Annotated in this window: 25 protein-coding genes; 20 read left to right on the top strand and 5 right to left on the bottom strand. The window is 70.3% G+C overall.

Annotation, left to right across the window (positions count from 1 at the left end; all coding sequences use genetic code 11):
• Positions 1–27 precede the first annotated feature (27 nt).
• The 8 genes from VF330_RS19530 (at position 28) to VF330_RS19495 (ending at position 7,419) form a co-directional block, all read left to right on the top strand.
• Positions 28–960, top strand: a complete 933-nt coding sequence (locus VF330_RS19530) for a bifunctional riboflavin kinase/FAD synthetase (RefSeq protein WP_330853063.1) — start codon at positions 28–30, stop codon at positions 958–960.
• Positions 961–1,045: 85 nt separating this feature from the next.
• Entirely contained in the window at positions 1,046–1,525 is a 480-nt protein-coding gene (locus VF330_RS19525) for a helix-turn-helix transcriptional regulator (RefSeq protein WP_330853062.1), read from the top strand.
• The gene (locus tag VF330_RS19520; protein ID WP_330853061.1) at positions 1,522–1,968 is read left to right on the top strand and encodes a 2'-5' RNA ligase family protein; all 447 of its coding nucleotides are present in this window, start codon (positions 1,522–1,524) and stop codon (positions 1,966–1,968) included. Before VF330_RS19525 ends, VF330_RS19520 begins: the two co-directional genes overlap by 4 nt.
• Positions 1,969–2,095: 127 nt before the next feature.
• Entirely contained in the window at positions 2,096–2,365 is a 270-nt protein-coding gene (gene rpsO / locus VF330_RS19515; RefSeq protein ID WP_045318466.1) for a 30S ribosomal protein S15, read from the top strand.
• 233 nt (positions 2,366–2,598) lie between these two features.
• Positions 2,599–4,842 (top strand): polyribonucleotide nucleotidyltransferase, encoded by a 2,244-nt coding sequence (locus VF330_RS19510; RefSeq protein WP_330853060.1) that lies wholly within the window; start codon positions 2,599–2,601, stop codon positions 4,840–4,842.
• A gap of 17 nt (positions 4,843–4,859) precedes the next feature.
• Complete coding sequence (locus VF330_RS19505) at positions 4,860–6,242, top strand: pitrilysin family protein (protein WP_330853071.1); 1,383 nt, start codon at positions 4,860–4,862, stop codon at positions 6,240–6,242.
• Entirely contained in the window at positions 6,239–6,976 is a 738-nt protein-coding gene (gene dapB, locus VF330_RS19500; RefSeq protein ID WP_330853059.1) for a 4-hydroxy-tetrahydrodipicolinate reductase, read from the top strand. The genes VF330_RS19505 and dapB overlap by 4 nt, the downstream gene beginning before the upstream one ends.
• The gene (locus VF330_RS19495) at positions 6,973–7,419 is read left to right on the top strand and encodes a hypothetical protein (protein WP_330853058.1); all 447 of its coding nucleotides are present in this window, start codon (positions 6,973–6,975) and stop codon (positions 7,417–7,419) included. The genes dapB and VF330_RS19495 overlap by 4 nt, the downstream gene beginning before the upstream one ends.
• Here VF330_RS19495 and VF330_RS19490 read toward each other — a convergent pair.
• Positions 7,409–8,614: a winged helix-turn-helix domain-containing protein gene (locus VF330_RS19490; protein ID WP_330853070.1), complete on the bottom strand. Its 1,206-nt coding sequence runs from the start codon at positions 8,612–8,614 to the stop codon at positions 7,409–7,411. The genes VF330_RS19495 and VF330_RS19490 overlap by 11 nt on opposite strands.
• Before the next feature lie 70 nt (positions 8,615–8,684).
• Between VF330_RS19490 and VF330_RS19485 the strand changes: the two genes are divergently transcribed.
• Entirely contained in the window at positions 8,685–9,227 is a 543-nt protein-coding gene (locus VF330_RS19485) for a GNAT family N-acetyltransferase (RefSeq protein ID WP_330853057.1), read from the top strand.
• 21 nt (positions 9,228–9,248) lie between these two features.
• On the top strand, positions 9,249–9,755 hold the full coding sequence (locus tag VF330_RS19480; protein WP_330853056.1) for a hypothetical protein: 507 nt from the start codon (positions 9,249–9,251) through the stop codon (positions 9,753–9,755).
• Positions 9,756–9,925: 170 nt separating this feature from the next.
• Here VF330_RS19480 and VF330_RS19475 read toward each other — a convergent pair whose 3' ends face one another.
• Positions 9,926–10,792: an SRPBCC family protein gene (locus VF330_RS19475; RefSeq protein WP_330853055.1), complete on the bottom strand. Its 867-nt coding sequence runs from the start codon at positions 10,790–10,792 to the stop codon at positions 9,926–9,928.
• Positions 10,789–11,331: a helix-turn-helix domain-containing protein gene (locus VF330_RS19470; protein WP_330853054.1), complete on the bottom strand. Its 543-nt coding sequence runs from the start codon at positions 11,329–11,331 to the stop codon at positions 10,789–10,791. Before VF330_RS19470 ends, VF330_RS19475 begins: the two co-directional genes overlap by 4 nt.
• A gap of 129 nt (positions 11,332–11,460) precedes the next feature.
• Between VF330_RS19470 and VF330_RS19465 the strand changes: the two genes are divergently transcribed.
• Genes VF330_RS19465 through VF330_RS19455 form a run of 3 tightly spaced genes read left to right on the top strand, consistent with a single transcriptional unit; the run spans position 11,461 to position 13,571 of the window.
• The gene (locus VF330_RS19465; RefSeq protein WP_330853053.1) at positions 11,461–12,444 is read left to right on the top strand and encodes an aldo/keto reductase; all 984 of its coding nucleotides are present in this window, start codon (positions 11,461–11,463) and stop codon (positions 12,442–12,444) included.
• A gap of 5 nt (positions 12,445–12,449) precedes the next feature.
• Entirely contained in the window at positions 12,450–13,058 is a 609-nt protein-coding gene (locus VF330_RS19460; protein ID WP_330853052.1) for a TetR family transcriptional regulator, read from the top strand.
• A gap of 18 nt (positions 13,059–13,076) precedes the next feature.
• Complete coding sequence (locus VF330_RS19455; protein WP_330853051.1) at positions 13,077–13,571, top strand: hypothetical protein; 495 nt, start codon at positions 13,077–13,079, stop codon at positions 13,569–13,571.
• A gap of 30 nt (positions 13,572–13,601) precedes the next feature.
• On the opposite strand, the gene VF330_RS19450 is transcribed toward VF330_RS19455, so the two are convergent.
• The gene (locus tag VF330_RS19450; RefSeq protein ID WP_330853050.1) at positions 13,602–14,501 is read right to left on the bottom strand and encodes a DUF4097 family beta strand repeat-containing protein; all 900 of its coding nucleotides are present in this window, start codon (positions 14,499–14,501) and stop codon (positions 13,602–13,604) included.
• A gap of 5 nt (positions 14,502–14,506) precedes the next feature.
• Entirely contained in the window at positions 14,507–15,022 is a 516-nt protein-coding gene (locus tag VF330_RS19445) for a toxin-antitoxin system HicB family antitoxin (protein ID WP_330853049.1), read from the bottom strand.
• A 67-nt stretch (positions 15,023–15,089) separates the two neighbouring features.
• On the opposite strand from VF330_RS19445, the gene thyX reads away from it, so the two are divergent.
• The 7 genes from thyX to VF330_RS19410 all read left to right on the top strand — a co-directional run bounded on the left by thyX (position 15,090) and on the right by VF330_RS19410 (position 21,356).
• Positions 15,090–15,794: an FAD-dependent thymidylate synthase gene (gene thyX / locus VF330_RS19440; protein ID WP_330853048.1), complete on the top strand. Its 705-nt coding sequence runs from the start codon at positions 15,090–15,092 to the stop codon at positions 15,792–15,794.
• Between the two features lie 4 nt (positions 15,795–15,798).
• A complete protein-coding gene (locus tag VF330_RS19435; protein ID WP_330853047.1) occupies positions 15,799–16,200 on the top strand; it encodes an ACT domain-containing protein in 402 nt (133 codons plus the stop codon).
• 68 nt (positions 16,201–16,268) lie between these two features.
• The gene (locus tag VF330_RS19430; RefSeq protein ID WP_330853046.1) at positions 16,269–17,708 is read left to right on the top strand and encodes a serine/threonine-protein kinase; all 1,440 of its coding nucleotides are present in this window, start codon (positions 16,269–16,271) and stop codon (positions 17,706–17,708) included.
• A gap of 2 nt (positions 17,709–17,710) precedes the next feature.
• A complete protein-coding gene (locus VF330_RS19425) occupies positions 17,711–18,124 on the top strand; it encodes a hypothetical protein (RefSeq protein ID WP_330853045.1) in 414 nt (137 codons plus the stop codon).
• 28 nt (positions 18,125–18,152) lie between these two features.
• On the top strand, positions 18,153–18,764 hold the full coding sequence (locus VF330_RS19420) for a TIGR03085 family metal-binding protein (RefSeq protein ID WP_330853044.1): 612 nt from the start codon (positions 18,153–18,155) through the stop codon (positions 18,762–18,764).
• Between the two features lie 19 nt (positions 18,765–18,783).
• Positions 18,784–19,680 (top strand): 4-hydroxy-tetrahydrodipicolinate synthase, encoded by an 897-nt coding sequence (gene dapA, locus VF330_RS19415; RefSeq protein WP_330853043.1) that lies wholly within the window; start codon positions 18,784–18,786, stop codon positions 19,678–19,680.
• On the top strand, positions 19,677–21,356 hold the full coding sequence (locus tag VF330_RS19410; RefSeq protein ID WP_330853042.1) for a ribonuclease J: 1,680 nt from the start codon (positions 19,677–19,679) through the stop codon (positions 21,354–21,356). Before dapA ends, VF330_RS19410 begins: the two co-directional genes overlap by 4 nt.
• Positions 21,357–21,423: the final 67 nt, after the last annotated feature.

The following is a 21,423-nucleotide window of genomic DNA, read 5'->3' as shown; positions in this document are numbered from 1 at the left end:
CCGGCCTCCCGACGTAGGCTGATCACCGTGCAACGCTGGCGCGGTCTCGACCACCTCCCCGGCGGCTGGGGCCGCTGCGTGGTCACCATCGGTGTGTTCGACGGTGTCCACAAAGGGCACCAGGCGCTCATCGGCAGGGCCGTCGAGCTCGCGCGGGAGCGCGGCCTGCCGTCCGTGCTGATGACGTTCGACCCGCACCCGTCCGAGGTCGTGCGCCCCGGCAGCCACCCGGCGCAGCTCACCACGCTGCGCCGCAGGGCCGCGCTGGTCGAGGAGCTCGGCATCGACCACTTCGTCGTCGTGCCGTTCAGCCTCGAGACCTCGCGGATGCCCGCCGACGAGTTCGTGCACGAGGTCCTGGTCGAGAAGCTCCACGCCGCGGCGGTGGTCGTCGGCGAGAACTTCACCTTCGGGCACAAGGCGGCCGGTACCGTCGCCTTGCTGCGCCAGCTCGGGCAGCGGTTCGGATTCGCGACCGAGGGGGCTGATCTGGTGTCCGCAGAAGAGGTGACGTACTCGTCCACCTACATCCGCGCGTGCATCGACGCGGGGGACGTGAAGGCGGCGGCCGAGGCGCTGGGGCGCCCGCACCGTCTCGAAGGGATCGTCGTCAAGGGCGACGGGCGGGGCAAGGACCTGGGGTTCCCGACCGCCAACCTGTCGACGCCCAAGTTCGCCGCGGTGCCGGCCGACGGCATCTACGCGTGCTGGTTCACCGACGCCAAGGGGCAGAAGCTCAAGGCCGCCGTGAGCGTGGGGACCAACCCGACGTTCTCCGGCCGGGAGCGCCGCGTCGAGGCGTTCGTGCTGGACGTCGACGAGGACTACTACGGCCAGCGGGTCGCCGTCGACTTCGTCGAGAGGCTGCGCGAGATGGAGAAGTACGACTCCGTCGAGGCACTGCTCGAGCAGATGCACCGCGATGTCGACCGGACGAGGGAACTGCTCGCGGGGTCGTGACCGTCAGATCAGGCGAAATGGGCATCTGAGAGCCGCTGTGCTGGCAGGATGCGGGGCAGTGTGCGGGCTACGGGAGAGGCCAACGGTGGAGGACCACAAGATCGTGCAGCGCAACCTCGCGCTTCAGCGGGAGTGGTACGGGGAGCCCTTGGGTGACCGGGTGCGCCGTCTGGTCGTGGCCTTCAACGTGTCGCAGGCACAGCTCGCGGACGTGCTGGGGATCAGCGCGCCGATGCTCAGCCAGGTGATGAGCGGGCGGCGCGCCAAGATCGGCAACCCGTCCGTGCTCGCCCGCATGATCATGCTGGAGCGCAAGGTCCTCACGCCGGACGTGGCGACCGGGGCGCCGGAGGCGTTGCAACGCGCGCTCGACGACGTGCGCGAGTCGAAGCCGACGGTGTCCCGCGACTCGTTGCCGGTCAACGGCGACGAGAGCGCCGCGTACCCCGTGCTGCGCCGCGTCGCGGACCGCGCCGAGCTCCAGCAGGCCGCCGACCTGCTCGCCGACGACTTCCCCGCGATCGCCGACCTGTTCCGCCGGGTCATCAGGGCCGCCGGCAGGTGAGGTTCTTCACCGCGCTCTTCCCGCCGCCGCGGGTGGTCGAGGAGCTGCGGGCGGTGCTCGACCCGGACGTCGGCCTGGAGTGGACGAAGCCGGAGAAGTGGCACATCACGCTGTGCTTCCACGGTGAAATCGCAGATCACCGGCGGTTTGAAGCTCTCGAGGGCCACGAGGTGCCCGAGATCCGGCTCCGGAACTTCGGCGTCTTCCGCGGAAAGGTGCTCTGGGCGGGAATCGACGGCCGCCTAAATGAGTTGGCAAGGGCAGCGGGTGCCGACGACACTTGGTTCGCGCACCTGACGGTGGCCTACGGGTACGGGGGCCAGGCGATGCCGGACTTCCTGAGCAGCCCGTGGCAACCGTCCGAGGCGGTGCTCGTGAGCAGTGCCGGAGGCGTCTACACACCCGTGTCGCGGGTGGGGTTGCGCACGTCAGCGCGCCGCTGAGCACAGTGCCTGATAGCCTTCGCAGTTGGGTCTGGCTGCGGTCCGTGGCGGCCAGCACCGGCTACCCCGGCCAGCAATTCGGCGGGCGCGGGGCCGCACGGACCTGAACAAGTAGGAGAACCACCCAGTGGCACTGTCCACGGACCAGAAGAAGTCCATCCTCGGTGAGTACGGTCTGCACGACTCGGACACGGGCTCGACCGAGGCGCAGGTCGCTTTGCTGAGCAAGCGCATCGCCGACCTCACCGAGCACCTCAAGCAGCACAAGCACGACCACCACTCCCGCCGTGGTCTTCTGCTGATGGTCGGCCGTCGCCGCCGTCTGCTGAACTACCTGACCAAGGTGGACATCAACCGCTACCGCGCGCTGATCCAGCGCCTCGGTCTGCGCAGGTGATCTTCGCCGAGGGGGAGTGACCGGCCGGTCACTCCCCCTCGGCGCACAACCGGGTGTATACAGATCCCTGGTTGCAAAGAGGAACGAAACACAGGACCCGCGTCGCGCGAAGCAGTTTCCGCGCCGGTCCTCGGTAGTGGCCCTCTGGTGGAAACGCCCCAGAGGACTTCGATCGAAGACCGGCCTCGTCAGAACGCGTGAGCGGTGTCCGAAAGACGAGGAGCAACAAGTAAATGACGGACACTGAAGTCCACGAGGCGACTGCCGTAATCGACAACGGCAAGTTCGGCTCGCGCTCCATCCGCTTCGAGACCGGGCGCCTCGCGCGCCAGGCCGCCGGCAGCGTGGTGGCGTACCTGGACGACGACACGATGCTTCTGAGCGCCACCACGGCGTCGAAGCACCCGAAGGACCACTTCGACTTCTTCCCCCTCACGGTGGACGTCGAGGAGCGTATGTACGCCGCGGGCCGCATCCCCGGCTCCTTCTTCCGGCGCGAGGGCCGTCCGAGCACGGACGCAATCCTCACCTGCCGCCTGATCGACCGTCCGCTGCGCCCGTCCTTCGTGGACGGTCTGCGCAACGAGATCCAGGTCGTCATCACGGTCATGAGCCTCAACCCGGCCGACCTGTACGACGTCGTGGCGATCAACGCCGCGTCCGCGTCGACGCAGCTCGCCGGCCTGCCGTTCTCCGGCCCGATCGGCGGCGTCCGCGTCGCTCTGATCGAGGGCCAGTGGGTGGCGTTCCCGACGCACGAGCAGCTCGAGAAGGCCGTGTTCGACATGGTCGTCGCGGGCCGCGTGGTCGACTCCGGCGACGTCGCGATCATGATGGTCGAGGCCGAGGCCACCGAGAACGTGATCGACCTGGTCGGCGAGGGCGCCGTCGCCCCCACCGAGGAGGTCGTGGCCGCGGGCCTCGAGGCCGCGAAGCCGTTCATCAAGGTCCTCTGCGAGGCGCAGGCGCAGCTCGCGCAGGTCGCCGCCAAGGAGACCGGCGACTACCCGACGTTCCCGGCCTACCAGGCCGACGCGTTCGAGGCTGTCGAGTCCGCCGCCTCCGCCGAACTCGCCCAGGCGCTGACCATCGCGGGCAAGCAGGAGCGCGAGAGCACGCTCGACGAGATCAAGGCCGCCACGCTCGACAAGCTGGCCGAGCAGTTCGAGGGTCGCGAGAAGGAGGTCGGCGCCGCGTTCCGCTCGCTGACCAAGAAGCTCGTGCGCCAGCGGATCCTGCGCGACAAGGTCCGCATCGACGGCCGCGGTCTCACCGACATCCGCGACCTGGGTGCCGAGGTGGCCGTGATCCCCAGGACGCACGGCTCGGCGCTGTTCGAGCGCGGCGAGACCCAGATCCTGGGTGTCACCACGCTGAACATGCTCCGCATGGAGCAGCAGATCGACTCGCTCTCCCCGGAGACGCACAAGCGCTACCTGCACCACTACAACTTCCCGCCCTACTCGACCGGTGAGACCGGCCGCGTGGGTTCGCCGAAGCGCCGCGAGATCGGCCACGGCGCGCTCGCCGAGCGCGCCCTGATGCCGGTCCTGCCGAAGCGCGACGAGTTCCCGTACGCGATCCGCCAGGTGTCCGAGGCGCTGGGCTCCAACGGCTCGACGTCCATGGGCTCGGTCTGCGCGTCGACCCTGTCGCTGCTCAACGCGGGTGTCCCGCTGAAGGCGCCGGTCTCCGGCATCGCGATGGGTCTGGTCTCCGACGAGGTCGACGGCGAGACCCGCTACGTGGCGCTGACCGACATCCTCGGTGCCGAGGACGCGTTCGGCGACATGGACTTCAAGGTCGCGGGCACCAAGGAGTTCGTGACGGCGCTGCAGCTCGACACGAAGCTCGACGGCATCCCGTCCGAGGTGCTGGCGTCGGCGCTGGGCCAGGCCCGCGACGCGCGCTACGCCATCCTGGAGGTCATGGCCGAGGCCATCTCCGACCCGGACGAGATGAGCGCCTACGCGCCGCGCGTGACGTCGGTCAAGATCCCGACCGACAAGATCGGCGAGGTCATCGGCCCGAAGGGCAAGATGATCAACTCGATCACCGAGCAGACCGGTGCCGACATCTCCATCGAGGACGACGGCACGATCTACGTCGGCGCGGCGGACGGCCCCTCGGCCGAAGCCGCGATCGGCCTGATCAACGCGATCGCGAACCCGCAGCTGCCGAAGGTCGGCGAGCGCTTCCTGGGCACCGTGGTGAAGACGGCCGCGTTCGGCGCGTTCGTCTCGCTGCTGCCCGGCAAGGACGGCCTCGTCCACATCTCGAAGCTGGGCAACGGCAAGCGCATCGCGAAGGTGGAGGACGTCGTCAAGGTCGGCGACAAGCTCCGCGTCGAGATCGCCGACATCGACCAGCGCGGCAAGATCAGCCTCGTCGTGGTGTCCGAGGAAGACGCCGCGAAGCCGGCCGACGCCCCGGCCGCCACCGAGGACGCTGCTGCCGAGGCGGCTCCCGCGCAGTGAGTGCGACCAGCAACAACGTGACGGCCGCGGGTGCACCCACCCGCGGCCGTCCGCGTACTGCGACGCCGGGGCACCTGCAGAAGCCCGGCAGCACGCGGGTGCTCGAGACGTCCGCGGGCTCCGAGGTGCGGCGCAGCATGCTGCCGTCGGGGCTGCGGGTCATCACCGAGCGCATCCCGGGCGTGCGATCCGCGTCGGTCGGCCTGTGGGTGCAGGTCGGGTCGCGCGACGAACGGCCCGAGGTCGCGGGTGCCGCGCACTACCTGGAACACCTGCTGTTCAAGGGGACCTCGCGCCGGTCCGCCGCGGCCATCGCGGAGGAGATCGACGCGGTCGGCGGCGAGCTGAACGCGTTCACGGCCAAGGAGCACACCTGCTACTACGCGCACGTCCTCGACGAGGACCTGCCGTTGGCGGTCGACCTGGTCGCGGACGTCGTGTTCGAGGCGATCTGCGGTCCGCGCGACTTCGAGACCGAACGCGGTGTCGTGCTCGAGGAGATCGCGATGCGCGACGACGACCCCGAGGACCTGCTGCACGACGCGTTCATCGAGGCGTTGTTCGGCGGACACGCGCTGGGGCGTCCCGTTCTCGGCACCGAGAAGTCCATTCAGGACATGCAGCGCGACAACCTGTTCTCGTTCTACAAGAAGCGCTACACGTTGCCGCGCATGGTGTTCGCCGTCGCGGGCAACATCGAGCACGCGACCGTGATGCGCCTGGTGCGCAAGGCGATCGGCGACCGGCTGTCGCGGGAGGGCAGCGCGGTGGCGCCGCGGGCGGGTCGCGCGCGCATCGCCGACGCCCGCAAGCTGGTGCTGCACACCGACGACACCGAGCAGGCGCACCTGATGCTCGGCATGAAGGGCCTCGACCGCCACGACGAGCGCCGGTTCGCGTTGAACGTCCTGAACGCGGCGATCGGCGGCGGCATGAGCTCGCGGCTGTTCCAGGAGGTGCGTGAGCGGCGGGGCCTGGCCTACCAGGTGTACTCGTCGGTCGGCCTCTACGCGGACACCGGCACGTTCGCCGTCTACGCGGGCTGCCAGCCGGACCGGCTCGGCGAGACCGCCGGCGTGATCCGCGAGGTGCTCGTGGACGTCGCCCGCGGCGGGCTCTCGGACGCCGAGGTGGCGCGCGGCAAGGGACAGCTGCGCGGCGCGCTGGTGCTGGGCCTGGAGGACACCAGTTCCCGCATGTCGCGCATCGGCAAGTCCGAGCTGAACTACGGCGACCACCTGAGCGTGGAAGCCACCCTCGCGCGGATCGACGCCGTCTCCGCGGACGAAGTGGCGCTGCTCGCACGTGAGCTGCTGCGCAGGCCCGTCGCCGCGGCGGTGGTGGGACCTTACGATCACGCCGACGATCTGCCGGACCAGGTACACGAGGTGATTGCATGATTCGCGTCGGAGTTCTCGGCGCGCGGGGCCGCATGGGTTCCGAGGTGGTCCGCGCGGTCGAGGCCGCGAAGGACATGGAGGTCGTGGCGGCCATCGACGCCGACGACCCGTTGTCCGCCCTCGTCGACGCGGGTGCGCAGGTGGTCGTCGACTTCACGCACCCCGACGTGGTGATGGGGAACCTGGAGTTCTGCGTCAACGCCGGAATCCACTGCGTGGTCGGCACTTCCGGCTTCGACGCGGACAAGCTGGCCGCCGTCGAGGCGTTGCTCGAAGGCCGTTCGGACGTCGGTGTGCTCGTGGCGCCGAACTTCGGCATCGGCGCCGTGCTGCTGATGCGCTTCTCGGAGATCGCGGCCCGCTACTACGAGTCGGCCGAGATCATCGAGCTGCACCACCCGCGCAAGGCGGACGCCCCCTCGGGCACCGCCGCCCACACCGCTCGCCTGATCGCGGCGGCGCGCGAAGGCATGGATCCGATGCCCGACGCGACCACGGTCGAGGAGCCGGGTGCGCGCGGTGCCTCGGTCGACGGCGTGCGCGTCCACTCGCTGCGGATCTCCGGCATGATCGCGCACCAGGAGGTCGTGTTCGGCGGGGAGAGCGAGACGCTGACGATCCGCCAGGACTCGTTGCACCGCACGTCGTTCATGCCGGGCGTCGTGCTGGGCGTGCGGGAGATCGTGTCCCGCCCCGGCCTGGCCGTCGGTCTCGACAAGTACCTCGACCTGTGAAGGTCCGCGTCACCGTCGGGGTGCTGATCGCGGCGCTCGCGGTCTACTTCGTCCTGCTCGCCGGTCGCGCGGTCGCGTTGCTGCGGACCGGCGAGGTGGTCGGCGTGCTGCTGGGCGTCGGGGTGCTGATCCTGCCGCTGCTCGGGGTGTGGCTCGTGTACTCGAACCTGCGGTTCGGGTGGGAGACCGAGAAGATGGCCCGCGAGCTCGACGCGGACGGGCTGCTGCCGGACGTCTCGGCCCTGCCGCGCCGTCCGTCGGGGCGGGTGGACCGGGACGCCGCGGACTCGTGGTTCGAGGAGCGGCGCGCCGAGGTCGAGGCTTCACCGGACGACTGGCGGACCTGGTTCCGGCTCGCCTACGCCTACGACGTGGCGGGGGACCGCGGCCGGGCCCGGGAGACGATGCGGAAGGCGATCGAGCTGCACGCGGCTAGCCGGTGAGCACGGCCGCGATCAGCTCGGCCGCCAGGTCGCCCTTCTCCACCACCAGCACGTCCTCCAGCCCGAGCCACTCGGCCATGTGCTTCAGCTCGCCCGCCAGCTCGGCCGCCACCCGCGGCCGGTCCACGCCCTCCTCGGCCCACGCCGACTGCACGCGCAGTACCCCGGCGGCGCGGTCCGCCTTCAGGTCGACGCGGCCCACCAGCTGACCGTCCAGCAGGAACGGGAACACGTAGTACCCGTGCACCCGCCGGGGCTCCGGCACGTAGATCTCGATGCGGTACCGGAAGCCGAAGATCCGCTCGGTGCGCGCCCGTTCCCAGATCAGCGGGTCGAACGGGCAGAGCAGCGCCCGGCCCCGCACTCGGCGCGGAGCCGCGGCATCGCGGTGCCGGTAGCCGACGGCACGCCAGCCCTCGACGGCCACCGGTTCCAGGACGCCCTGCTCGACCAGTGCCGCCACCGCGGCCTGCGAGCGGCGCGGGTCGAGGCGGTAGTAGTCGCGCAGGTCGGGTTCGGTGGCGACGCCCAGGGCGACGGCCGAGCGCTGGACCAGTTCGCGGGCGCCCGAGTCCGGGTCCCACCTCTGGGCCAGCACGTCGGCCGGGATGACGCGTTCGGTCAGGTCGTAGAGGCGTTCGAACGAGCGGCGGGTGCCGGTGGTCAGGATGCCGACGCCGAACAGGACCTCGCAGATCCGCTTGACCTCCGACCAGTCCCACCACGGGCCCTTCGCGCGGCCCGAGTCGCCCATCAGGGCCTTCTCCAGGGCACCGGCGCCGACCGGGCCCAGCTCCTTCACGGCGGCCAGGACGTCGTCGACCAGTTGCGGGGAGCGGTCGAGGATCGTCTGGTAGTTCTGCCACCAGCCGCGCTTCTTCGCGCCCGAGTGGAACAGCGGCCAGTCGGGGACGGGCACCAGGGACGCCTCGTGCGCCCACGTCTCCACGAGCATGCGTGGTTTTCGCGACGAGTGCGTCCACGCGGCCTCGTCCAGCAGCGACGGCGCGTAGGAGCCCAGGCGGGAGAACAGCGGCATGTAGTGCGCGCGCACGGCCACGTTCACCGAGTCGATCTGGAGCAGCTGCACGCGGGACAGGACGCGTTGCAGGTGCCTGCGGGTGGGCGCCGCCGGCCTCGGGTCGGTGAAACCCTGGGCACCCAGGGCGATTCGACGGGCCACGTCCGCACTCATCGTCTGCACGACCGCGATGCTGCCACGCACCCCTGACATTTCCGCGACGCGGCGTCGATAGGGTGCGCTCATGGCCGACGCCGGCGTGCACCTCGCCACCGCTGCTGACCTTTCGGAGATCGTCCGCATCCACCGGGAGACGTGGCGGCTCGCCTATGCCGAGCTGCTGCCGGAGGAGGTGCTGGACGCGCTCGACACCGACGAGGCGTGGGCGCTCGCCGTGCGGCAGGGAGCGGTCCTCGCCGCCACCGAGGGGGAGTGGACGGTCGGGTTCGTCGTGGCCAGCAAGGCTCCTGACGACGAAGTGGCCAAAGCGGACGGTTCGCTGCCGGAGGACGCGGACACCACCGCGCTCCTCAGCGTCCTCGTCGAACCGCGGTGGGGCCGGCGCGGGCACGGCACGCGGCTCGTCGCCGAAGCCATGCGGGAGCTGAAGGACAGCGGCGCGACGCGGGGCATCGCGTGGGTGCCGGAAGCAGACAAGGCGTCGCGGAACTTCTACGAACGACTCGGCTGGACGGGTGACGGCACGGTGCGCACTTTGGACGCAGGCGGGCGTCCGTTGCGTGAGGTCCGGGTGTCCGGCGCGCTCGAGGTCCGCCTCGAGCAGTGAGATGTGTGTAGCCTCGGCCGGGTGCTCGCCTTGATCGGCCTCACCTTCGGGGTCGCACTCGGCTCGGCGATCGTTCCCTTGATCAGCATCGAGATGTTCGTCCTGGGACTCTGCGCGCGCTGGCCGGACACGTCGTTCTGGATCGTCGGCCTCTCGGTCGCGGTCGGCCAGGTGCTGGGCAAGCTGCTCTACTTCTACGCCGCGCGCGGCGACATCCACCTGCCGAAGTTCCTGCGCCGCAAGCCGAGCGGGAAGCCGTCGCGACTGGACCGCTGGTTCGGGCCCGGCACGCGGATGCACCGGTGGGGCGCGTGGATCCACGACAAGTGCCGGGCGCACCCCAACTGGATGGCCGGCACGCACGGCGTGAGCGCGCTGGTCGGCGTGCCGCCGTTCATGGCGACGAGCGTGCTCGCCGGGCTCGCGGGCATGTCCACCGCGATGTTCGTCGCCACCGGCATGATCGGGCGCTTCGCGAGGTTCAGCGTCCTCGCGGCGTCACCGGCCATCGTGATGGCGTGGTTCTAGTAGTTGAAGAACGCCGCGATCGTCACGGAGAAGGCGATCAGTACCGCGGCTACCGCTACACGCGCTGACTCGAGCACGGCGCCGAAGATAGCGACCCTCCGCCGGCGGAAGCCAGGCGCGAACGGGTGAGAGCCGGATGATCTGGCTCTCACCCGCGGGTCGGCGCCCGATCATTCGAGGACGAGCACCCCGTCGGGCAGGCCGGGGAGGTCGTAGGAGTGCCACATCGGCCGCCAGTCCGGCAGCTCCAGCATCCGGCGCAGGTCCGCGAACCCGGACAGCCAGCCCAGCCACGGGCCGTAGGGCGGGTCCGCCGGGTCGAAGCCGCTCTGCACGAACGTCAGCCGCGTCTTGCCCTCCGAGCCCTTCAGCTCCCACGACGTCACCATGCCGCCGGGGAACTCCAGCGCGAAGTGCTCCTCGTCGAGCGCGACGACCTTCGCGGGGTTCTCCTCGGTGTCGAGGCTGCCCATCGCCCACCGGCCGCCGACGTGCGGCTCGATCTCCATGCGGGCGCCGAACCACCGCGCGAACTTGTCGGGGTCGGTCAGCGCGTCGACGATCGCCGCCGGCGGCGCCGCGACGTCGAACTCGAACCGCTGCTCGGGCGTCGTGAAGTCGGGGAGCCCCAGCGCCGGCCGGCCCTCGACGTGCTCGACGAGGTTGCCCAGCACGAGCGGCCAGAACGTCTGGAGGACCTCCGACTGGTCCTCGCCCTGGCCCCAGGTCGGGTACGGGGACTGCGTCGCCGCGATGAGCGTCTCGCCGTCGCGCTCCTCGACGCCGAGCTCGACCGCGTACTCGGTGCCGAACAGGAACCACGAGAAGCGCACCGAGGACGGGGTCACCCCCAGCAGCTTCTGCCGGCCGCGTTCGCCTTCCGGGGTGTGGCGCCCCCAGAACTCGTACTCACCGCCCTCCAGGTCGACGTGCGCCTGCTCGGCGAGCCAGACGCGCAGGTCGTCGGCGGTGGTCAGCGCCCGGTAGACCCTGGCGGCGGGCGCGGACGTGCGAACTCGGACGGTTCCGGTGCTCATCGGTTGTCTCCCTTGGGGTAGCAGGCGAGCGCGATGCGGAACGCATCCCCTTCCGCGCCGCCATATCTGGTGAACAGGTCCTGCAGGGTGTTCTGCAGCTTGGCCAGGAACTCCGCGCGGTCCTCGGGACGCACCCGGATCTCGCCGGACACGCCCACGGACGGCAGCTCGCTCGACCGGTCCAGCGCCGCCACGTCCGCCTGCACCTGCTCGGCGAGGTCGACGAGGTGGCCCAGCGCGAGCTCGTCGCGCGACCCGATCCGGCCGACGAGCCGCGGCGACAGCCAGTACGACCGCGCCACGGCCTGGTAGAGGCCCTCCTGGACGCCGCGCACCCTGCGCTCGGCGACCTGGGCGGCCAGACCGGCCTTGACCAGCTGTTTGACGTGGTAATGCACGCGTTGCGGCGTCTGGTCGAGCACCTCGGCGACCTCGGTGCACGAACGCGGCGCAGCGAGTTGCCGCAGCACCTCCACGCGCTGCGGCTTGAGCAGGGTCTCGGCCTGCTCCATCCGGTCCAGGTAGATGACGTCTCTCATCGCAAAAAACACTTTGAACGTTCAAAACTTTTTTGTCAATAGTGCTGACAACTAGTGGACTGACAGATATTGAAATCTGTCAGTCCATCGGGCAGGCTGGGGTCAACGAAGTCGACGAAGGGGTTCGAAATGCAGAAGCGTCAGCTCGGCGCCACCGGTCCGGTCGTGTCCGCCATCGGCCTGGGCTGCATGGGCATGTCCAACGCCTACGGCCCGGCGGACCGCGACGAGAGCATCGCGACGGTCCACGCCGCCCTCGACGCGGGCGTCACGCTCCTCGACACCGGTGACTTCTACGGCCAGGGCCACAACGAGCTGCTCGTCGCGGAGGCGATCAAGGGCCGGCGCGACGAGGTGCAGCTCAGCGTCAAGTTCGGTGGCATGCGCGACGCCGACGGCGCGTTCATCGGGTTCGACACGCGCCCGGTCGCGGTGGCCAACTTCCTCGCGTACTCGCTGCAGCGCCTCGGCACCGACCACGTGGACGTCTACCGGCCCGCGCGGCTCGACCCGAACGTCCCCATCGAGGACACCATCGGCGCCATCGCCGAGCAGGTCGAGAAGGGCCGCGTCCGGCACATCGGCCTGAGCGAGGTCGGCGCCGAGACCATCCGAAGGGCGCACGCCGTCCACCCGATCGCGGACCTCCAGATCGAGTACGGCCTGCTGGAGCGCAACGTCGAGCGGGAGATCCTGCAGACCACCCGCGAGCTCGGCATCAGCATCACCGCGTACGGCGTGCTGTCGCGCGGCCTGATCTCGGCCACGCCGCTCACCATCGAGGCCGGCGACTACCGCGGCCACACGCCCCGGTTCCAGGGCGAGAACCTGACCCGCAACCAGGAGCTCGTCGACGGGCTCGGCCGGATCGCGGAGGACAAGGGCGTCACGGTCGCCCAGCTCGCGATCGCGTGGGTGGCTTCGCGCGGGGAGGACGTGGTGCCTCTGGTCGGCACGACCAAGCGTGCGAGGCTTGCGGAGGCCGTCGGTGCCGTCGACGTGACGTTCACCGAGCAGGAGCTGCGGGAGATCGAGGCCCTCGTCCCGGTCGGGGCCGCCGCGGGCACGCGGTACCCGGAGCAGCAGATGGCGATGCTCGACAGCGAGAGGTGAGTGCAGTGGCGGAGGCGTTGACCGCGGAGGCGATCCTCGTGGCGACCGAAGAGGTGCTGCGCAGGTACGGGCCCGCCAAGGCGACGGTGGTCGACGTCGCCAAGGCGCTCGGGGTCAGCCACGGCAGCGTCTACCGCCACTTCGCGACCAAGGCCGCTCTGCGGGAGGCCGTGACCCGGCGCTGGCTCTCCGCGATCCACGAGGAGATGACGCCCGCGTTCGACGAGGGCCTCACCGCCGCCGAGACGCTCAGGGCCTGGCTGCGCAAGCTCTTCGAGAACAAGCGGCGCTCGCACTCCGAGGACCTGGAGCTGTTCACGACGTACAAGACGCTCGTCAACGAGAGCAGCGGCGTCGTCGAGTACCACCTCGAACACCTGGTGGGGCAGCTCACAAGCATCATCTCCGCGGGAGTGGAAACCCAGGAGTTCTCGACGGACGACGCCGCCAGGACGGCGCAGGCGGTGTGGGACGCGACGCAGATGTTCCACCACCCGGCTCACGCCCGGCAGTGGGGAAGTCCCCACGTCGAGGACGAGTTCGACGCGGTTGTCTCACTGGTCGTCGATGGACTGCGGTACAACCGAGTTCCGAGTGCCACAGGCGATGCTTGAGGGTCACGGAGGTGAGCGGTGCCGCCTGACGAGTGGATCGACCTGCTGGGAGCGCCGGAACGGCGTCCCGACCCGGTGGACTGGGACGCGGTCAGAGCACGCGCGGGCACAGCGCTGCCCACCGACTACGTCCACCTCGCCGAGGCGTACCCACCGCTGATCGTCGGCGGGTACGTCCGGATCCTGCACCCGACCGCGCGGGCCGGGTTCCTGAACTGGATGACGCAGGCGCCCAAGGTCCTGCGGGCCCTGCGCCGCCAGCCGGGGCTGCGCGTGCACCCCGAGTCGCCGGGGCTGCTGCCGTGGGGCGTCACGGTCAACGGCGACCACTGCCTCTGGTACACCCGCGGCGAGCCGGACGAGTGGACCGTGGTGATCACCGACCTGCGGCAGAGCTGGTCCTACGACGGGACGTTCTCGAGCTTCGTCCGGAAGTTCCTCACCGGCGAGATCCGGTGCCCGATCTTCCCGGACGACGTCCCCGGCGGCTCCAAGCCGTTCCAGGAGCCCTGACCGGGGACGTCGTCTCCTCCGACCCCCCGGTCAGCTCGCGGCGGCGGTCACCAGCGCGTTGCCGCTGCCCGTGCGGCCCGTGACCGTCAGCGGCGCGTCGCCCAGCAGCTCCGCCGAGACGTCGAAGTCGCTGCGGGCGGTGCCGGACGTGGACACCAGGTCGATGCGCGCGAGCGTGCCCTGGCGGACGCCGACGCGGATGTGCCCCGAGCCCGTGCCGAGCTGGATCTCGCCCGAGGCGGCGTCGGCCACGGTCAGGTCACCGCTGCCGGTGCGCACCTGGACGTTGCCCTGCACGGCGCCCAGCCACACGTCGCCGGTCCCGGTGACCAGCGTGCTCGTGCCGCCGATCGACGACACCTCGACGTCACCGCTGCCGGTCTTGGCCTTCAGCGCGCCCAGCATCGTGCCGAGCCGGACGGTGCCCGCGCCCGAGTTCACCTTCGCCTCGCCGGTCGCCCTGTCCGCGGACACGCTGCCGGTGCCGGTGTTCAGGTCGAGCCGGCCCGCGCCACCGGTGACGACGACGTCGGCCGCGCCGGTCCGCGACGACACGTGCGACCCGATGGGCGCCGACACCACCACGGACAACGGCACCGCGCGCAACGGCAGCGCCTTCGACGACTCGATGCGCAAACGATTGCCCAGCAGTTCGACGCGGGCCTCGCGCACGGCCTCCCCGGGACCGGCGGCCGCGGGGGCCGCCTTGTCGCCGAACTGGCCGCTGACCCAGCTCAGCACGCTCGACAGGCCCTCCGTCCACGAGCTGCCCGCCGCCGGGTCGTGCCGCACCTCGACGTGCACACCCGGCTCGTTCGTCAGGTTCACCTGCACCCGGCCGCTGAGCAGCGAGATGTCGATCTCCGCGACACCCGTGAGCTCGAAGCTCTGCTGACGCACCACGCCCGGCTGTTCCGTCGGTTCGGTCATCTCGCTCACCCCTGCACCCATCCGCGGACGCGCGACCCCGAGCCGGCGTTCCCGCTCCACCCCTTGTGCCCGTGGTGCTTGTGCTTGCCCTGCACCGCACCGCCCACGGCCTGCTGGATGAACGAGTTCAGCGACACGCCCTGAGCCGCCGCGGCGGCCTCGGCCTTCGACTTGAGCTCGTTGATCATGCGCAGCGTGATGCGGCTGATGTCACCCGTGGCGTCACCGGCGCCGAACGACGGCGTCTCGTGCCGCGGTGCGGGCTCCGGCTCCGGTTCGGCCGATCCCGTGACGACCACCTGGACGTCACGACCGGACAGGCGAACGTCCACGACCTGGCCGTCCAGGGAGGCAGTGACCTCCGCGGCCAGGTCGGACAGTGCGTTCATGATCGCCAGTCGCGCGGCTGGCTCGAGCGCTGCGGACAACGCGGCGGCCGTCCGGCGGGTGTTCTCGTCCCCCGCCGACGCGGCCGTCGCCAAGTCCTCGCGCAGTGACGCGATGTACGGCGATAGATCCATGACACCACTATGACGTCACTTCTGACATCGTGCAACCACCGGCTGACGCCAGAGCTACTGTCGAGCCATGCCGAGAGTGCGTTTGGTGGCCAAGACGGAGTTCATCGCGCCGGACGACGTGCCGTGGACGACCGACGCGGACGGCGGCGCCGCGCTCGTCGAGTTCGCCGGCCGCGCCTGCTACCAGTCGTGGGACCGCTCGAACCCCATGACCAACACCAACGCGACGTTCCTGCACCACCTGCTCGACGTCGGCCACCTCGCCGCGTTCGAGCACGGCAGCGCGACGCTCTACCTGACCGAGCTGCCCCGCTCGCTCACCCACGAGCTGATCCGGCACCGGCACTTCTCGTACTCGCAGCTCTCCCAGCGCACCGACCCGACCGACGTCGTCGAGCCGTCGCTGATCGCGCAGGACCCGGAGCTGCACGCCCGGTTCGTCGCCGCGACCGAGGCGAGCCTGAAGGCCTACGAGGACCTCGTGCACAGCCTGGAGAAGACCGTCAACGGCCGGCGCGCGCGGCAGATCGCCCGGTCCGTGCTGCCCAACGCCACGGGCACCGAGATCGTCGTGACGGGCAACTACCGCTCGTGGCGGCACTTCATCGCGATGCGCGCGACCGAGCACATCAACGTCGAGCTGCGCGAGCTCGCCGTAGCGTGCCTGCGCGAGCTGGTGAAGGCGGCGCCGAACGCGTTCGCGGACTTCGTCGTTTCGACACTCCCGGACGGCACGGAAGTTGCCTCCAGCCCACTGGTGGTTGAAGGCTGAGGCCATGAAGCGGCTCATCGTCGACGTCCGTCCCGGCGAGTACACGGTCACGCGCCTGGCGCCGGACGCCGCAGTCCCCGCCGGGCTGCTCGACCTCACCGACGTGCTCGTGTCGGTCACCAGGACCCCGGACGAGGTGTCGGTCATCGCGCCCTCGTCGTTCCCCGTCGGAGGGGACAGCGCGGAGAAGGGCTGGCGGCTGCTCACCGTGCGCGGCCCGCTGGAGTTCACGCTCACCGGCATCATGGCCGCGCTGGCGGGGGAACTGGCCGCCGCGGGCGTCTCGCTGTTCGCGCTGTCCACTTACGACACCGACCACCTGCTCGTGAAGCAGACCGACCTCGATCGGGCCGTGGCGGCCCTGCGTGCCGCAGGTCACGAACTGGTTGTAGCGCCGGAAGTCTAGGAACCGATCCTCCAGGTGGCGGGTCTCAAGTACCGTCAGCCCTCGGTTCCCAGGTTGTAGGAGTGCAGGTGCACGGACAGGCAGTCGAACCGCGCGTCATCGCGGGCAGGTACGCCCTGGTGGCCGAGCTCGGCCGCGGCGGCATGGGCATCGTCTGGCGTGCCCAGGACCGGCACATCGGGCGCTTCGTCGCGATCAAGGAACTGCACCTGCCGGACGGCATCGCGCACGAGGAACGCCGGATCCTCGAAGAGCGCGCCCTGCGCGAGGCGCGCACGGCGGGCAAGCTCAACGACCCCGCCGTCGTGACGGTCTACGACGCGATCAACGAGAACGGCACGACGTACATCGTCATGGAGCTGGTCGAGGCGGCGACGCTGTCGACGTTGATCAGCACGCACGGCCCGATGCCGCCCAACCAGGTCGTGTCGATCGCGCTGCAGGCGTTGTCGGCGCTGGAGACCGCGCACGCGGCCGGGATCGTGCACCGCGACGTGAAGCCCGGCAACCTGATGGTCCGCCCGGACGGCAAGGTCAAGCTCACCGACTTCGGCATCGCCCAGGCCGTCGACGACCCGCGCCTCACGACCAGCGGCAGCCTCATCGGCTCGCCCGCCTACATGTCGCCGGAGCGCATCCACGGCCACGAGGCCGGTCCCGCGTCCGACCTGTGGGCGTTGGGCGCGACCCTCTGCTACGCCGTCGAGGGCTGGAGCCCGTTCGAACGCTCCTCCACGGCCTCGACGCTGCACGCGATCATGAGCGAGACCCCGCGGCTGACCCGCGCGACCGGTGTCCTCGGCGCCGTCATCACGGGTCTGCTGATCGCCGACCCGAACGCCCGGCTGTCCGGCCCGCAGGCCCGCGCCATGCTCGCCAGCATCGGCAACCAGCCGACGCCGCCGACCGGCATCGCTCCCGCGCAGACCCAGCAGTACCGGCAGGCGCCCGCGGCCGACCCGGCGAAGAAGAAGCGCAACCGCGTGCTCGCGCTCGTCGCCGCCGTCGTCATCGCCGCGGCCGCGTTCACCGGCGGCATCTTCGCCCACCGGGCGTTCACCGCTCCCGGCGGCGGCGACAGCCAGGCGCTGACCTACGGCGAGGGCGGCCAGGTCCCGGTGTTCGCCATGTACGAGAACACCTGCGGCATCGGCGAGGTCGCGCCGGCCAAGCTGCTCAACACGGACAGCCGCGAGGAGTGCGACAAGCCGCACGACTTCGAGGTGTTCGACGTGATCGACACGCTGCCCGTCGCCTCGAACTACCCCGATGCCGCCTACCCCGGCGTCGAGTCGCTGACGAACCTCGGCGTCTCCCGCTGCGAGATGACGCTGAACTCCGAGTTCGTCAAGGACGGGTCGAAGCTCAAGCTCACCACGCTCGTCCCCGGCGAGAACGCGTGGCGCAAGGACAAGAGCGGCAGCGCCGAACGCAAGATCTGGTGCATCGCCTCGGCCAAGGACGGCAGCAAGCTCGACGGCACCATCAGTGCGAAGAAGGACAGCTGAACGTGAAGCGACGGATCATCTCCGCGTTGTTGGTCCTCGGCAGCATGGCCGCCCTCACGGCGTGCGCCAGCAACGAGGACAAGTTCGTCACCGAGCTCAAGGCCGCCGGGTTCAGCAACCCCGGCGACCCGAGCACGGAGACGGAGAAGAAGTCCAAGAAGATCGGCAAGCGCACGGTCAAGTCCTCGGAGAAGATCATCGAGGTGGTGGTCCGGGTGAAGGGCTGCGACCTGGAGATGGCCAAGGTCTCCGGGCAGTCGGGCTACTGGCTCGACGAGCTGCACGTCAACGGTCAGGAACCGGACTGGCCGGGCTACCCGGAGAACCTCAAGCGCGACCAGGTGGTCAAGCTGCTGGCCGACAGCTCGTCCAAGCCGAACGGGTTCACCAGCTGCTACAAGCCGAACGAAGCCTGACGGCCGGCTGCTGTGGTGGAATGGGGCCGTGAGTTTCGCCCTTGACGAGCGCAAGGCGCTCGTCGACCTCATGACCGAGCTCGGCCCCGACGCGCCCACGTTGTGCGGCACGTGGCTGGTCAAGGACCTCGCCGCCCACCTCGCGATCCGCGAACGGCGGCCGGACTCCGTGCCCGGCATCTTCCTGCCGCCGCTCGCGGGGTGGACGGACAAGGTCCAGGCCGACTACGCGCACAAGGCGTGGAGCGAGCTCCTCGACCTCGTGCGCACGCCGCCGTTCTGGATCAAGCCGATCGACGACCTCATGAACCCCGTCGAGTTCTTCGTGCACCACGAGGACGTGCGCCGCGCGCAGGCCGGCTGGGAGCCGCGGCCGCACGACGGCCGCCGGGACGCCGTGCTGTGGAAGTCGCTGCCCGTCACCGCCCGCATGACGTACAAGTCGTCGCCTGTCGGGGTGACGCTGGTGCGGCCCGACGGCGAGCACGTGGTCGCCAAGCAGGGGGCGAACGGCGTGGTGGTCACGGGTGAGGTGCCCGAGCTCGTGATGCTGGCTTTCGGCCGCGATGAAGCCCGGGTCGAGTACAGCGGCGACGCCGACGCGGTGCAACGGGTGCGGTCGTTGAACCGAAGTGTGTGAACTCGGGTAGTTTCTGCGCATGCCCGCAAGCCCGTACGCAGCGCCGAACCGCCCGTTCGGCCGCGTTCTCACCGCCATGGTCACGCCGTTCGACACCCGAGGCGAGATCGACCTCGCCAAGGCGCAGGAACTGGCGAAACACCTGGTGGACCTGGGCAACGACGGACTGGTCGTCAACGGCACGACCGGGGAGAGCCCCACGACGACCGACCGCGAGAAGGCCGCGCTGATCACGGCCGTCGTGGAGGCCGTGGGCGACCGTGCGACCGTCATCGCCGGTGCGGGCACGTACGACACCGCGCACAGCATCCACCTGGTGCAGCAGGCGTCGAAGGCCGGCGCGCACGGCGTGCTCGTCGTGACCCCGTACTACTCGCGCCCGCCGCAGGACGGCCTGCTGGCGCACTTCACCGCCGTCGCCGACGCCTCCGAGCTGCCGGTGATGCTCTACGACATCCCGCCGCGCGCGGTCGTGCCGATCGAGGTCGACACCCTGCTGCGCCTGGCAGAACACCCGCGGATCCTGGCCGTGAAGGACGCCAAGGGCGACCTGCACGCGGGCAGCCGGGTGATCGCGAGCACCGACCTCGCCTACTACTCGGGTGACGACCCGCTGAACCTGCCGTGGCTGTCCGTGGGCGCCGTCGGGTTCGTGAGCGTCATCGGCCACCTCGCCGCGGACCGCCTCCGCGACATGGCCGACGCCTTCGAGTCGGGTGACGTGGTGCGCGCGAAGGAGATCCACGAGTCGCTGCTGCCGTTGTTGCGACCCTTCCGCCGGGTTCCCGGCGTGACGTACACGAAGGCTGCGCTGCGCCTGCGCGGACTGGACGTGGGGGAACCCCGTCTGCCGCTGGTGCCGGCCGCCGCCGAGGACATCGAGGCCATCGCGGCCGAACTGGGAGTCAACGCGTGACCCAATCGACCGAACTGCCACCCGCACTGCCGGAAGGCGGCCTCCGCGTCGTCGCACTCGGCGGAATCGGCGAGGTCGGCCGCAACATGACCGTCTTCGAGCACGCCGGACGGCTGCTCGTCGTCGACTGCGGCGTTCTCTTCCCCGAAGACGACCAACCGGGCGTGGACCTGATCCTGCCCGACTTCCGCGCCATCGAGGACCGGCTCGACGACATCGACGCCATCGTCCTGACGCACGGCCACGAGGACCACATCGGCGCGGTCCCGTTCCTGCTGAAGCTGCGCCCCGACGTGCCGGTCGTGGGCTCCCGCTTCACGCTGGCGCTGCTCGCCGCCAAGTGCCGCGAGCACCGCCAGACCCCGCGGCTGGTGGAGGTGAAGGAAGGCGAACGGCGCTCTCACGGGCCGTTCGACCTCGAGTTCTTCGCCGTCAACCACTCGATCCCGGACGCGCTGGCCGTGGCCATCCGCACCTCCGCCGGGCTCGTGCTGCACACCGGCGACATCAAGCTGGACCAGCTGCCGCTCGACGGCCGCCTGACAGACCTGGCCGGGTTCTCCCGCCTGGGCGACGAGGGCGTGGACCTGTTCCTGGTCGACTCGACCAACGCCGAGGTGCCCGGTTTCGTGGTGCCCGAGCGCGAGATCGGCCCGGTGCTCGAGAACGTGATCCGCAAGGCCGACCAGCGGGTCATCGTCGCCTGCTTCGCCTCGCACGTGCACCGCGTGCAGCAGGTGCTGGACGTGGCCGTGCAGTACAAGCGGAAGATCGCGTTCGTCGGCCGTTCGATGGTGCGCAACATGGGCATCGCGTCCGAGCTGGGCTTCCTGAACGTGCCCGACGGCCTGTTCGTCGACCTCGACGTCGCGATGCGGATGGAGGAGGACGAGGTCATCTTCGTCTCCACCGGGTCGCAGGGCGAGCCGCTGTCGGCGCTGTCGCGCATGGCCCGCGGCGAGCACCGGCAGATCTCGATCCGCGAGGGCGACACGGTCATCCTCGCGTCGTCGCTGATCCCCGGCAACGAGAACGCGGTCTTCAACGTCGTCAACGGCCTGGCCAAGCTCGGCGCGACCGTCGTGCACCAGGGCAACGCCAAGGTCCACGTCTCCGGCCACTCGCCGGCGGGCGAGCTGCTGTTCCTCTACAACGCCGTCCGCCCGTCCAACGTCATGCCGGTGCACGGCGAATGGCGCCACCTGCGCGCGAACGCCGCACTGGCCGTGGCCACCGGTGTCGCCGAGGACCACGTCGTGATCGCCGAGGACGGCGTCGTCGTCGACCTGGTGGACGGCAAGGCGTCGGTGTCCGGCCGCGTCGAGGTGGGCCACGTCTACGTCGACGGCCTGTCCGTCGGCGACGTCGGCGAGTCCACGCTGTCCGACCGCCTGGTGCTGGGCGAGGGCGGGTTCATCTCGATCTCCGTCGCCATCGACACCGCCACGGGCCGTCCCGTGTCGTCGCCGACGATCTCCGGGCGCGGGTTCTCCGACGACCCGAAGGCGCTGGACCAGGTCGTGCCGCTGGTGGAGATGGAGCTGGCGCGCACCGAGGCCGAGGGCATCACCGACACGCACCGCGTGGCGCAGGCCGTGCGCCGGGTCGTCGGGCGCTGGGTGGCGGAGACCTACCGCCGCCGGCCGATGATCGTGCCGACGGTCATCCCCGTCTGATCTTCCTCAGGACGGCCTGCTGACACCTCCGGGTGACAGCAGGCCGTTCTCGTGACCCTGCTGTGAC

This window comes from Lentzea sp. (assembly GCF_036380075.1).
Taxonomy (GTDB): domain Bacteria; phylum Actinomycetota; class Actinomycetes; order Mycobacteriales; family Pseudonocardiaceae; genus Lentzea.
This window is presented reverse-complemented; position numbering and strand designations above follow the sequence as displayed.

What these genes read in the sequence shown, in the direction of transcription:
- VF330_RS19510 (WP_330853060.1), top strand. Translation starts at nt 2,599, where the DNA reads ATGACGGACACTGAAGTCCACGAGGCGACTGCCGTAATCGACAACGGC.
- dapB (WP_330853059.1), top strand. Translation starts at nt 6,239, where the DNA reads ATGATTCGCGTCGGAGTTCTCGGCGCGCGGGGCCGCATGGGTTCCGAG.
- VF330_RS19490 (WP_330853070.1), bottom strand. Translation starts at nt 8,614, where the DNA reads ATGAGTGCGGACGTGGCCCGTCGAATCGCCCTGGGTGCCCAGGGTTTC.
- VF330_RS19485 (WP_330853057.1), top strand. Translation starts at nt 8,685, where the DNA reads ATGGCCGACGCCGGCGTGCACCTCGCCACCGCTGCTGACCTTTCGGAG.
- VF330_RS19475 (WP_330853055.1), bottom strand. Translation starts at nt 10,792, where the DNA reads ATGAGCACCGGAACCGTCCGAGTTCGCACGTCCGCGCCCGCCGCCAGG.
- VF330_RS19470 (WP_330853054.1), bottom strand. Translation starts at nt 11,331, where the DNA reads ATGAGAGACGTCATCTACCTGGACCGGATGGAGCAGGCCGAGACCCTG.
- VF330_RS19465 (WP_330853053.1), top strand. Translation starts at nt 11,461, where the DNA reads ATGCAGAAGCGTCAGCTCGGCGCCACCGGTCCGGTCGTGTCCGCCATC.
- VF330_RS19450 (WP_330853050.1), bottom strand. Translation starts at nt 14,501, where the DNA reads ATGACCGAACCGACGGAACAGCCGGGCGTGGTGCGTCAGCAGAGCTTC.
- VF330_RS19445 (WP_330853049.1), bottom strand. Translation starts at nt 15,022, where the DNA reads ATGGATCTATCGCCGTACATCGCGTCACTGCGCGAGGACTTGGCGACG.
- thyX (WP_330853048.1), top strand. Translation starts at nt 15,090, where the DNA reads ATGCCGAGAGTGCGTTTGGTGGCCAAGACGGAGTTCATCGCGCCGGAC.
- VF330_RS19435 (WP_330853047.1), top strand. Translation starts at nt 15,799, where the DNA reads ATGAAGCGGCTCATCGTCGACGTCCGTCCCGGCGAGTACACGGTCACG.
- dapA (WP_330853043.1), top strand. Translation starts at nt 18,784, where the DNA reads ATGCCCGCAAGCCCGTACGCAGCGCCGAACCGCCCGTTCGGCCGCGTT.